Source organism: Nocardiopsis moroccensis, assembly GCF_055763695.1.
The window spans coordinates 4,851,841-4,864,196 of the sequence record NZ_CP199747.1 but is presented as its reverse complement, the minus strand read 5'-3'; the positions used below and the strand labels follow the sequence as shown (position 1 = coordinate 4,864,196).

Below are 12,356 nucleotides of genomic sequence, written 5' to 3'. Positions count from 1 at the left end.
GGATGCGGCCGGACACAGAGCCGGGGGCCGGCGTGCGACGGGTCTCCCCGCCGCGCACCGGCCCCCGGAGGAACCTTCCCCTGATCAGTCCCTGGGTCTGATCAGGCTGTTGTCATTGGTTCCGCCCTGCTGCTGTTCTCCCCCGGGCTGTCCGGGGCGCTCGGTCTCCTCGTCACCCTCGTCCTCGCAGTAGGGGGGCGGGAAGAGGCCGTTGCACTCTTCCGGCGGCTGGGAGCTCCCGTCGTCACCGCAGGTCGGGTCCATGGGGTCGCACTCGTCCGGCGGAAACTCCTGGTCGCACCCCTGCTCCCTGGGGTCGCACTCCTGGTCGGTGGGTTCCTCGGTCTCCTCCTCGACCGGCTCCTCCGACTCCTCCGTCTCGGGCGACTCGCTCGGGGTGGGGGTCGGCAGGAAGCGCTGGTCCTCGCCCACCCACTGGGCCGCCGGGAACTGCCGCTGCTCCTCGCCCTCCATGGCGATCTCCATGAAGGCCTTCCAGACCTTCGCGGAGGTGGTACCGCCGTAGACGTCGCCGAACTCGGGGCCGAAGTCCAGCGGATCGGTGGCCTTGGCGCGGCTCAGCCCCACCGCGGTGGAGAGCTGCGGTGTGTAGCCCACGAACCAGGCCGAGACCGCGTCGGTGGAGGTACCGGTCTTGCCCGCCACAGGGCGCCCGTCGCTCAGGGCCGCCCTGCTGCCGCCGCCGTTGCGGACCACCTCCTGCATGGCGTGGGTGGCGTCGGCCGCGACGGCCTGCGTGAGGACCTCCGTGCCCGTCTCCAGCTCGTCCTTGTCGTCCGGTTCGATCACCGTGCCGTCGGCCGTCGCGACCTCGGTGACCATGTGGGCCGGGAAGTGCCGCCCCTCGGCAGCGAAGGTCGCGTAGCCGCTGGCCATGTCGAGCGCGTTCACCTGGTGCGTGCCCAGGGCGATGAGCGGACCGACGGTGGAGGTCGTCTGACGCTGGGGATCCACACCCATCTGGACCGCGAGTTCGTCGACCCTGGCCTCGCCGACCCGGATCGCCAGGTCCACGAAACTGGTGTTCACCGAATCCCTGGTGGAGTCGATCAGGTCGACCTCGCCGTGGTCGACGTAGCCGGAGTTGTTCACCTCGCTGGCCAGGCCGGGGAACTCCCGTCCGGTGTCGCCGTCGAGCTTGGTGCGCAGACCGATGTCGTCCATCAGCGCGCGGGCCAGCACGTAGGGCTTGTAGGACGAGCCCGCCTGGGCCTGGTGGACCAGGGAGTTGTTGATCACCGTGGAGACGTCGGGGCCCCCGTTGAAGGCGACGATCCGGCCCGTGTCCGGTTCGACCGCGGTCAGGCCGTGCATGGTGTCCTCGGCCGCGGTGTCGGGCAGGACGTTGAAGGCCTCCTCGGCCGCGGTCATCAGCTCCGGGTCCAGCGAGGTCTTGATCGTCAGACCCTCGGTGGCGATGTCGGTGCCATCGATGTTCGACCCCTCGTAGCGGCGCTCGACCTCGTCGATCACGGCCTGGCGGACGTATCCCAGCTTGGGGTCGTCGGCCGCCGCCTCGGGGTTGTAGTCGATGAGTTCGGGGATCTCCAGCTTCTCGGCCTCGGCCCGGGGCAGACCGCGCTCGCCGTCGGTCTCCTCGTACATCACGGCGAGCTGGTTCTGGACGTAGGGCCAGCGCTCCTCGTTGAGGTAGGTCTCCGTCCAGGAGCCCTCCTCGGGGTTCTCGAAGTTGCTGGGCATCTGGATGATGATGCCCAGGAACGCGCCCTCGGCCTCGTCGAGCTCGCCCACGCTCTTGCCGAAGTACTCCTGGGCGGCCATCTCGATACCGGAGGCGCCGCGGCCGAAGTAGATCGTGTTGAGGTAGATGGTGAGGATCTCGTCGTGGGTGAGCTGCTGGTTCAGCTTGATCGCGATGAAGATCTCGCGGATCTTGCGGGTCAGCGGCTCCTCGCCCTGGAGGTCGCTGTAGTAGTTGCGGGCCATCTGCTGGGTGATGGTGGAACCGCCGCCGGCGTCACCGCCGGAGAGCACCGCGCGGCCGATACCCATGAGGTTGATCCCGGGGTCCTCGTAGAAGGTGCGCTGCTCGGCGGCGAGCACACCGTTGATGACCTCCTCCGGGATCTCGTCGCGGGTGACCTCGATCCGCTTGACCTCACCGGTGGTGAGGGCGACCTCCTCCTCGCCCTCCTCCCCCGCCCAGTAGATCTGGGTGGCGGAGACGGTCTTCTCCGCGTCCTCGTTCAGGTCGTCCTCGTCCGGGGCCATCGCGTAGAGCACCGCGAAGGCGGCCACGCCGCCGATGATCATCAGACCGCAGAAGGCCAGCGCGGGTTTCCACGCCTTGGACAGGAAGCGCCTGAACCAGGGACGGTCGTCCGGCTCGTCCTGGCGGGGGCGTCGGCGACCGCCGCCACCGCCGCCGCGGCCTCCGGCGCCCGCGGCGGCACGGGAGCCCCGGCCACCGGGGCGGCGCCCCTCGGACCGGGAGCCGTGTTCGCGGTCGCGGGGGTCTCGGGGGCCGGCCGCACGACGGCGGCCACCCGCACGCGGGTCGTCGGGGCGGCGCCGGGGGCGGTCACCGTCCTCGGGCCGCCGGGGCCGCTGTCCGTCCGGGCGGCGGCGCGGGCGCTCGCCGTCCTCGGGCCGCCGGGGCCGCTGGCCCTCCGGGCGGCGCGGGCGCTCGCCCTCGGCGCGGCGCCGGCCGCCCTCCGGGCGCGGCCGTCCCTCGGAACGGGCCTCGGCCCCTGGGGGGCGGGGTCTGCGGGAACGCGGAGCGGGCTGGTCTCCTCCCCGGAGACCTTCCTCGGAACCAGGTCGGCGTCGGCCGCCCGCACGCTCTTCCCGAGGAGGGCCCTCGGCCCTGCGCCTTCCGCCGTTGCCGCGCTGACCGTCGCCCGGGCCCTCGGCCCGGCGACGGCCGCCGTCGGCACTACGTCGTCGTTCGGTACTCACGTGGTCCTCGATTGCCTCTCACGGCCGGTCGGCCTGACGATTCCTTGGTGGAAACGGGGGACGGTCCCCCTGGGGGATCGGTGATTCGCGACCTGTGGTGGTGTACCAGCACGGCCCAGGGGCCGGTGGACCTGTTCCCACCTCTGTTGCCTGTCGTTCAAGGCTTGATAAAGAGACGCCCAGTTGCGGGCGAAGGTTTTCAACAGGCCGCGAAGACGTTGGCCGCTACTTCCTCCTGATCGTTGGCCTGCGGGAGCGCTACCCCTGGCCCGTCGGTGCTCTGGGCCGACGTGGACGTCGCCGCGGCGGTGGCTTCGTCCGGGGTCCCTACCGGCTGCGCACGCAAATCAAGGGTCACGTTAGAGCGATCGAACCGTATAGCACAACCCACGCGCGAGGGTATCGCGCGCTTTGGAAGACCTGATCACCCTCTGCCGGGAAACGCCCGTCCTCGCAGTTCAGCTCCGTGGTGGCCGATGGGGCCAATCATGTGAGCGCGATCACCGACAAAGCCGAAGCGCCACGTTCTCCCTGTTCGGTGACGTGTGTGTGACATTGAGCGCGCAGGTGTCACCCGCCCCTCGCTCACCGCCGTCACTCCCGGTCACACGCCTTTCGGCGGCACTGACCGCATACGTGCTCACCATGAAGCGAAGATAGAGTCATAGCAGAACAAACCAGCCAGACATGCATAGTTCTCCCCCGTAGTCGACGGCCGTGAGGGGGAACAGAACCACGGTGCGCGCTGCTGACCACATACGGAATACGAACGCAGGATGACGAGCCCCGGACCGCCGTCGGCGCGGGCCCGTCGCCGTGCGCTGTGGCATCCATGTTCGCGAAGAAGAAGGAGCAAGGACCAATGGGTTCGGTACGTGTAGCCGTCGTGGGCGTCGGCAACTGTGCGGCGTCGCTCGTCCAGGGTGTGCACTACTACAAGGACGCCAACCCGGAGTCCCGGGTGCCCGGCCTGATGCATGTCCAGTTCGGCCCGTACCACGTGAGCGACGTCGAGTTCGTCGCCGCCTTCGACGTGGACGACAAGAAGGTCGGGCACGACCTGGCCGACGCCATCGTCGCGAGCGAGAACAACACCATCAAGATCTGTGACGTCCCGCCGACCGGCGTGACCGTCATGCGCGGCCCGACCTACGACGGTCTGGGCAAGTACTACCGCGAGACGATCCAGGAGTCCCCCGAGGACGCCGTGGACGTGGTCGCGGCGTTGAAGGCCAGCAAGGCGGACGTGCTCGTCTCCTACCTCCCGGTGGGCTCCGAGGAAGCGGACAAGTTCTACGCGCAGTGCGCCATCGACGCCGGGGTGGCCTTCGTCAACGCGCTCCCGGTGTTCATCGCCTCCGACCCCGAGTGGGCCGAGAAGTTCACCAAGGCGGGCGTGCCGATCATCGGTGACGACATCAAGTCCCAGATCGGCGCCACCATCACCCACCGGGTGCTGTCCAAGCTGTTCGAGGACCGGGGCGTGGTCGTGGACCGCACCTACCAGCTGAACTTCGGCGGCAACATGGACTTCAAGAACATGTTGGAGCGCGAGCGCCTGGAGTCCAAGAAGGTCTCCAAGACCCAGTCGGTCACCTCCCAGATCCCGCACGAGCTCAACGCCGGCGCGGTGCACATCGGCCCGTCGGACCACGTGCCGTGGCTCGACGACCGCAAGTGGGCGTACATCCGCCTGGAGGGCCGCGCCTTCGGTGACGTCCCGCTGAACCTGGAGTACAAGCTGGAGGTCTGGGACTCCCCGAACTCCGCGGGCATCATCATCGACGCGGTCCGCGCCGCGAAGATCGCCAAGGACCGCGGGATCGGCGGCCCGATCCTGGAGCCCTCCTCCTACTTCATGAAGTCGCCGCCCGTGCAGTACAGCGACGCCGAGGCGCACGAGAAGGTCGAGCAGTTCATCTCGTCCGGGCACGACGCCCAGGACTGACCCCCACCGGAACCCCGGCCGACCGCCCGGGGCCGCCACGGCCCCGGGCACGCCCTACCCTGAAAACGTGTCCTTCTTCGGCGATCTGCGCACGGTCCTCCAGGGGTCCCGGTTCCGTCGGCTGTTCGGTACCCGGTTGGTCTCGCAGTTCTCCGACGGGGTCTACCAGGCCGGGCTGGCCGGCTTCGTCTTCTTCAACCCCGAGCAGCACACCGGGGCCGGAGAGGTGGCCGCGGCCTTCGCCGTCCTGCTCCTGCCCTTCTCCGCGGTCGCCCCGTTCGCGGGCGTGCTCATCGACCGCTGGCCCCGCCGCCAGGTCCTCCTGCTGTCCTCGCTGGCCAAGGCCGTCCTGGCGACGGTGACAGCCTTCCTCGTCGCCAACGGGGAGGGGCCCGCCTTCTTCGTCGCCGCCCTCCTCGTCCTGAGCGTCAACCGCTTCTTCCTGTCCGGACTGTCCGCGGGCCTGCCCTACGTGGTGCCCCGGGACAAGCTGATGATGGCCAACGCGGTCACACCGACCTGTGGAACCGTCGCGAGCTCCCTGGGTACCGGCGCGGGCCTGGCGATCGGCGTGCTCGGCGGTGCGCAGGCCCTGGGCACCGGGATGATCCTGTTCGTGGCCGCGCTGGGGTTCGCGGGCGCCGCCCTGGTCTCGCTCACCCTGCGGTACCGGGAGCTGGGCCCGCACCTGGAGGAGGAGCCCGAGGAGGTCCGGGCCGCGCTGCACCACGCCGTCCGGGGCATGGCCACCGGGGTCCGGCACATCTGGGAGCGGGTGCCCGCCCGCGACGGGCTGCTGACCATCGGCGGCCACCGCGTGCTCTTCGGTATCTCCACGCTGCTCACCATGCTGCTGTACAACAACACGTTCACCGGCGGCGGCGTCGCCGGTGTCGCCGGGTTCTCGGTAGCGGCCGGCCTGCTCGCCCTCGGGTTCTTCCTGGGCGCGGTGGCCACGCCGTGGGCGACCGCGCGGATCAGCGAGAGCGCCTGGATCGCGGCGCTGCTGGTCGGAGCGGCCGTCGCCCTGCTGCTGTTCGGTCTGCCCTTCTCCGCGGCCCTGTTCCCGGTCGCCGCCTTCGTCCTGGGGTTCGTGTCCCAGGCGGTGAAGGTCACCGTCGACACGCTGGTTCAGCGACATGTCGACGACGCCTACCGCGGCCGTGTGTTCTCGGTCTACGACGTGCTCTTCAACGCCACGTTCGTGCTGGGCGCCGCACTGACCGCCGGGCTGGTCCCGCAGTCCGGGGTGAGTGTCCCGGTGGTCGGCGCGATGGTCCTCTCCTACCTCCTGATGGGCGCGGCCTGGACGGTGCGCGCCCGACGTCTGGGGAGCCGGAGGGCTCGGGGTACCGGAACGCCGGAGGCCGGGACTGCCGAACCCGGAACGCCCGACCCCGGGGCGCCGAAGCCCGAGGCGGTCTAGGGAGCGCGGCGGTACACACGGCCTCTCCCGTGCACGCCGCACCGCGGCCCCTCCGTCCGGGTCGACGTGTCCGCCTGTCACCTCGGCGACATGTCGACCTGTCCGCCAGTCGCCCGGTCCGCGACCGTCTCGCGGTAGAGGCGGAGACCGCGCGCCCGGTAGTTGGCGAGGGCGTGCTCCCCGTCCAGGGAACAGGTGTGCAGCCACACCCTCCGGGTGGCCTCCCGGCCCGGCCAGCGTTCGGCGAGGTCCCAGGCCCGGCGGACGGTCTCGGTGAGCATGTGGCCGCCCAGGCCCCGGCCGAGGAAGCCGGGCATGAGACCGAAGTGGACGATCTCGACCGCGCCCCCGTCCTGGGCCTCCAACTCCGCGTAGCCGGCGGGCGTGCCCCGGTCGTACAGGACCCAGGTCTCGACCCCGGGGCGCTCCACCCGGTCGCGCCACTCCTGGTCGGTCCAGGGGCTCCGGTCGAACCACTGGTAGTCGCGGCCGACCGTCTCGTAGAGGAACCGGGAGAGCTCGGGACTGGGCACCTGCGCGCGGGTGAACCGCACCGGGCCCTCCGGCTCGCGCCCGGGCCTCAGTTCGGCGGGGTCGGTGGTCTCCAGGTACCAGGTGGTTTCGCTCATCGCGTCATCCTCGCACCGCCCGTCCGGAGCCCACCGCCCAGGGGCGCTGCCCGGTGCCCCGGAAGTCGACGGGTCGACATGTTGCCACATCTATCAGTAACTAAATCATTACTCAATGTAGTCTCCCCCGCAGGGATTCGTCACGGCAGGGGATGGTGGCCATGGGCTTCGGTTACGGACTCGGCGACCCCTCGGGCTCCTCCGGGGCCCGGGGTGTCGCCAGGCGGGTCGAGGCGGTGTGCCGACAGCTGCCCGCCCAAGGCGACCGCCTGCTCGACCTGGGATGCGGGGGCGGCGCCCACACCGTGGCACTCGCCACGGGTTACGTGCGGGTGGACGCCGTCGACGTCGAACCCGAGCGGCTCGACGCGCTCACCGAGCGCGTCGCCGGCACCGGCCTGGAGGGCCGTGTCGGCGTGCACAAGATGTCCGCGGAGGCGCTGGCCTTCGACTCCAACACCTTCGACCGGGTCACCGCCTTCGACCTGGCCGAACACCTCGACGACCTGGAAGGCGCCCTCACCGAGGCCCATCGGGTGCTCAAACCCGGCGGGGCCCTCTCCCTGACCACGTCCAACCGGTGGTCCCCGATCGACAGGCACGGGGTGCGGTGGGGCGGTCGGGACCGCTCCGCGCTGACCGCCCCGTTCCTGCCCTGGGTGCGCCCGCTGCACGAGCGGATGGCGAACGCACGCTCCCTCACCAGCCAGGAGCTGGGGCGCCTGCTGCGCGGCCACGGACTGCGGGTGCGCGCGATCGACTACCTCATGCCGCCCCTCGGAGTCCGCCCCCGGGCCCCGCGGGGCGTACCGGAGGCGCTGGAGCGCACACCGCTGCGCGTGTTCGGGACGACGATGGCCGTCACCGCGGTCAAGCCGGGCCGGTGAACCGGCTCCGGCCCCGCAACCCCTACTGCGCCTGCCGACCTTCCTGCTCCAGGTGCTCGGCCGCCCAGGAGCGCAGCTCCGCGGCGACCGCGTCCTTGTCCATCGGTCCGTTCTCCAGGCGCAGCTCCAACAGGAACCGGTAGGCCTTGCCGACCAGCGGACCGGGCCTGACGCCCAGGACCTCCTGGATCTCGTTGCCGTCCAGGTCCGGACGGATCCGGTCCAGCTCCTCCTGCTCGGCGAGCTTGGCGATACGGCGCTCGATGTCGTCGTAGGAGCGGGAGAGCGCCGCGGCCTTGCGCCGGTTGCGGGTGGTGCAGTCGGCCCGGGTGAGGATGTGCAGCCGCTCCAACTGGTCCCCGGCGTCACGGGCGTACCTGCGCACCGCCGAGTCCGTCCACTCGCCCTTGCCGTAACCGTGGAAACGCAGGTGCAGCGCGACCAGGGTGCTGACCTGGCCGACCACGTCCTTGGAGAAGCGCAGCGCGGTCAACCGCTTGCGGCTCATGGAGGCGCCCACGACCTCGTGGTGGTGGAAGGTCACCCGGTTGCCGCCCTCGAAGGCGCGGGTCTTGGGCTTTCCGATGTCGTGCAGCAGCGCGGCCAGGCGCAACACCAGGTCGGGTCCGTGGCCGCGTTCGCGCTCCAGGTCCATGGCCTGGTCCAGCACGGTGAGCGAGTGCTCGTAGACGTCCTTGTGCCGGTGGTGCTCGTCGATCTCCAGCTGCATCTTGGGGATCTCGGGCAGCACGTGCTCGGCGATCCCCAGCTCCACCATCAGCTCGACGCCCCTGCGCGGGTCCGGGCTGAGCATGAGCTTGGTCAGCTCGTCACGCACGCGCTCGGCCGAGACGATGGTGAGCCGGTCCGCCATGTCCCGCGCGGCCTCGGCCACCTCGGGGGCCAGGGTGAAGCCGAGCTGGGCGGCGAAGCGGACGGCGCGCATGATCCGCAGCGGGTCGTCGCTGAAGGAGTCCTCCGGGCGCCCCGGGGTCCGCAGCACCTTGTCCCTGAGGTCGGCGAGCCCGCCGAAGGGGTCCACGAACTCGTGCCCGGGCAGGTGCACCGCCATGGCGTTGACGGTGAAGTCGCGGCGCAGCAGGTCGTCATGGGTGTCGGTGCCGTAGGACACCTCGGGCTTGCGGGACTCGGGCGAGTAGGCCTCGCTGCGGTAGGTGGTGATCTCCAACTGGAGCCCGCGCTTGCGCAGGCCCACGGTGCCGAACTCGATCCCGACGGTCCACACCGCGTCCGCCCAGCCGTCGACCAGTTCGAGGATGCGCTGGGGCACCGCGTCGGTGGTGAGGTCCACGTCGTTGGAGGCGCGCCCCAGGAGCGCGTCGCGGACCGGACCGCCCACGACGGCGAGCTGCTGGCCGTGCGAGGAGAAGAGGTCGCCGAGCTCCTCGGAGACCGGTTCGATCGAGTCGACCAACTCGGTGATCGCCGCACGCTGCTCACCGGTCAGGGTGCCCGCGCGCGGGTTCACCTCGGCGGACCGGTTCTGGACGGCGTCGTTCTCACTCGAAAACTCTGTGTTCGGCACACCAGGCAGGTTAGGCGGCCGCACGGGGTAACCGCGAATCGCCGCTGCCGACGCGGCGGGCCGACACGGGATCTGGCGCGTGACCCCCGGCGGATGAAAGGCTGGGCCGACCACACGCCCGAACAACGGTCCGCACCAGAACCGGGGTTCGGGGAACGCGGTATCTTCGGGTGCAGTGGTGGCATGTCACGGCCAGTCCGAGGCCACCAGCCCCGCTTCCGCTGAGCGCGCCGCGCGGGCGCCCGACCGACCCCGCCCCACCTTCCGTATCCCTGGCGGGACGGACACCCGGACCCGAATCAGGAAACCAAGCGTTGCGTCGAACTGCTTCCGCAGCCGCGGTCATGGCCATGGCCGCCGCTCTGCTTCCGATACCGGCCACCCTTTCCTCCGCGTCGGCGGAACCCGATGACGAGGGCTCCGCGACGCCGGTCGTCGTGGACCGGATCACACCGGACGCCGTCGACGAGGACAGCACCCTGCGGGTCGCGGGCGAGGTGACCAACACCACCGAGGACCCCGTCGAGGACGTCACCGTCCGCATCCGGTACTCCAGGCACCCCTTCACCTCGCGGGACGAGCTCGACGAGTTCGCCTCCGGTGAGGGATGGCAGCCCAACGCCTCCGGCCCGGAGGAGGAGTTCGAGGGCGAGCTGGCGCCCGAGGACACCCTGGAGTACTCGCTGAGCACCCCGGTCGAGGACCTCGGACTGAGCTCCTACGGCGTCTACCCCCTGATCGTCGAGGCACTCGACGGTGACGGCGACTCCCTCGGAGCGCAGTACTCCTTCCTCCCCTACACCGCCGACGGCGATGACGACGTCCCCTCCCTGAACCTGGCCTGGGTGTGGCCGCTGATGGAGGACCCGCAGCGCGCCGACGACGACACCTTCCTCAGTGAGGAGCTCCACGGATCCGTCGGCGCCGAGGGGCGCCTGGGTCGGCTCCTGCAGTCCGGGGCGCAGGTCCCCCTCTCCTTCGAGGCGGGTGACGGGGACCTCGTCGAGGAACTGGGCCTGCGCGAGGAGGAGGAACAGACCGGTGGTCCCCCCACCGCCGGCGAGGAGGCCACCGCGGAGGAGGACGCCGACTCCCTCACCCCCGAACCGTCCGAGGAGGGCTCGGACGAGGACGAGGGCTCCGGGAACGACGAGGAGGCCGAAGAGGAGGAAGAGGAAGGGGAGGACTCCCCGGAGCGGACCGAGGGCGTCCCGGTGACCTGGGCCGTCGACCCCGGAACGCTCGACGACATCCTCCGGATGGCGAGGGACGAGCACGAGGTCGTGGAGGACCTCCTCGCGGTCCCCGCCGAGGCCGAACCGGCCCGGCACGACCAGGCCGCGAACGAGGCGGCCCAGGTGTGGCTGCGCGAGGCCCGCGAGGTCCTGGCCACCGACACCGTCGTCTCCTCCCCCTACGCCAACGCCGACCTGGCCGCGCTGCTCCGCAACGACATGGACACCGAAGCCGAAGCCTCGCTGTGGCTCGCCCAGGAGGCGATGTCGCGCTCGCTCGGCCTGGAGGCCGACGACAGCTTCGCGCTCCCGGCCGGGGGTCTGATGGAGGAGAACGTCCAGGAGCTGTTCGCCGAGAACGGCGCGCACCGCTTCCTGCTGGACGAGGAGGCGGCCCCGCCCGCCCCGCGGATCTCCACCACCCCCACGGCCCAGACTCCGCTGCCCGCGAGCGGCGGGGAGGGGGACGAGGAGCCCTACGCGCTGGTCGCCGATTCCGAGCTGACCGAAGTCCTGTCGATGCCCTCCTGGGAACCCGGCGAATCCGCCCTGGCCCTCCAGCGCTTCGCCGCGGAGACCGCGATGATCGCCGGTGAGAACGCCGGCGAGGACCGGGTGGTCATCGCCGCGCCCGAGGCCGGCTGGGACCCCAGCCCCGAGTTCGCCGACGGGGTGCTGGAGGCCACCGACAGTCTCCCCTGGCTCTCGCCCCAGCGTCTGGACGAGGTGGAGCTCCCCGACCCCGAGGAGCGGGAGGACACCCGGCAGGGGCTGACCTACCCGGACCGGGCCTACGAGGAGGAGCTCAGTTCCACCTACCTCGGCCAGGTCAACGACGTCAGCCGGGACGTCCGCCTGTTCAACAGCATCCTGGTCGGCGACAACGACCCCTTCCGTCCCTCCCTGGTGCGCCTGGAGTCGGTGTACTGGCGGGACCGCGAGGCCCTGGCCGGCGCCACCCGCTCCGTGGTGGAGCAGTCCGTACAGAGCCGTATGGAGGACGTGCGGGTGATCCCCGGCGAGCCGGTCACCCTGGCCAGCAGCACCGGCACCACGGGGGTGCTCGTCGCCAACGACCTGGAGGACGAGGCGGTCTACGTCCACCTGTCCATCTACTCGGAGAACTCCGAACGGCTGAGCGTCGGCGAGTACACGACCCACTTCGAGATCGCACCCGGCGCCAAGACCACGGTCTACGTCCCGCTGTCCGCCCGGATCAACGGCACCACCACCGTGCACGTCAGCCTCCAGAACGCCGACGGCGAGCCGATCAGCTCCCAGGACACCCTGATCCAGGTGAACGCCACGGGCCTGGGCACCCAGGCCCTGATGATCAGCGGGATCGGCCTGCTGATCCTCATCGCGGCGCTGGCTCCCCGGGCCGTGCGCAAGTGGGCACGCAAGCAGTCGGCCAGGGCCAACGCGGCTGCGGCCCCCGACGGAGCGGACGCGACGCCCGGCACCGAGGTCGCCTCGGCCGGGGAGACCGCCGGTGCCGCGACCGGAAGCACCGCGGCCGGGGACGCCGAGAACGCCGGTGGCGGCGCGGACGGCGCCCCCTCCACGCCGGAGGAGCCCCCCACCGCAGCCGAGGAGTCGGCTGCCGGACCGGACACCCCCGCCGGTGCGGAGACGGACCCCGAGGGCCGGTCGGACGGCGGCCCCGAGAAGTGACCGCCACCGCTTGATCCGCGGCACCACGGCACGGTGCCGCGGCACGAACCTCCCAGTCGGACGAAAGGAAC

7 protein-coding genes are annotated in these 12,356 nt (G+C 70.9%); 4 read left to right on the top strand and 3 right to left on the bottom strand.

Features of this window, described 5'->3' with window-relative positions:
• Positions 1-84: 84 nt before the first annotated feature.
• Positions 85-2,940, bottom strand: coding sequence for a transglycosylase domain-containing protein (locus ACUKCB_RS21465; protein WP_473037389.1), 2,856 nt, complete (start codon positions 2,938-2,940; stop codon positions 85-87).
• Positions 2,941-3,802: 862 nt separating this feature from the next.
• Between ACUKCB_RS21465 and ACUKCB_RS21460 the strand changes: the two genes are divergently transcribed.
• Together ACUKCB_RS21460 and ACUKCB_RS21455 are read left to right on the top strand one after the other, a co-directional pair.
• Positions 3,803-4,888 (top strand): inositol-3-phosphate synthase, encoded by a 1,086-nt coding sequence (locus tag ACUKCB_RS21460; protein ID WP_473037388.1) that lies wholly within the window; start codon positions 3,803-3,805, stop codon positions 4,886-4,888.
• A 67-nt stretch (positions 4,889-4,955) separates the two neighbouring features.
• Entirely contained in the window at positions 4,956-6,314 is a 1,359-nt protein-coding gene (locus tag ACUKCB_RS21455) for an MFS transporter (protein ID WP_473037387.1), read from the top strand.
• 77 nt (positions 6,315-6,391) lie between these two features.
• Here ACUKCB_RS21455 and ACUKCB_RS21450 read toward each other — a convergent pair whose 3' ends face one another.
• Positions 6,392-6,943 (bottom strand): GNAT family N-acetyltransferase, encoded by a 552-nt coding sequence (locus tag ACUKCB_RS21450; protein WP_473037386.1) that lies wholly within the window; start codon positions 6,941-6,943, stop codon positions 6,392-6,394.
• A gap of 161 nt (positions 6,944-7,104) precedes the next feature.
• Here ACUKCB_RS21450 and ACUKCB_RS21445 point away from each other — a divergent pair, with 161 nt between their 5' ends.
• Positions 7,105-7,830: a class I SAM-dependent methyltransferase gene (locus ACUKCB_RS21445; protein WP_473037385.1), complete on the top strand. Its 726-nt coding sequence runs from the start codon at positions 7,105-7,107 to the stop codon at positions 7,828-7,830.
• Between the two features lie 22 nt (positions 7,831-7,852).
• On the opposite strand, the gene ACUKCB_RS21440 is transcribed toward ACUKCB_RS21445, so the two are convergent.
• A complete protein-coding gene (locus tag ACUKCB_RS21440; RefSeq protein WP_473037384.1) occupies positions 7,853-9,376 on the bottom strand; it encodes a CCA tRNA nucleotidyltransferase in 1,524 nt (507 codons plus the stop codon).
• 344 nt (positions 9,377-9,720) lie between these two features.
• Between ACUKCB_RS21440 and ACUKCB_RS21435 the strand changes: the two genes are divergently transcribed.
• Entirely contained in the window at positions 9,721-12,285 is a 2,565-nt protein-coding gene (locus ACUKCB_RS21435; RefSeq protein ID WP_473041091.1) for a DUF6049 family protein, read from the top strand.
• The last annotated feature ends 71 nt before the right edge of the window (positions 12,286-12,356 follow it).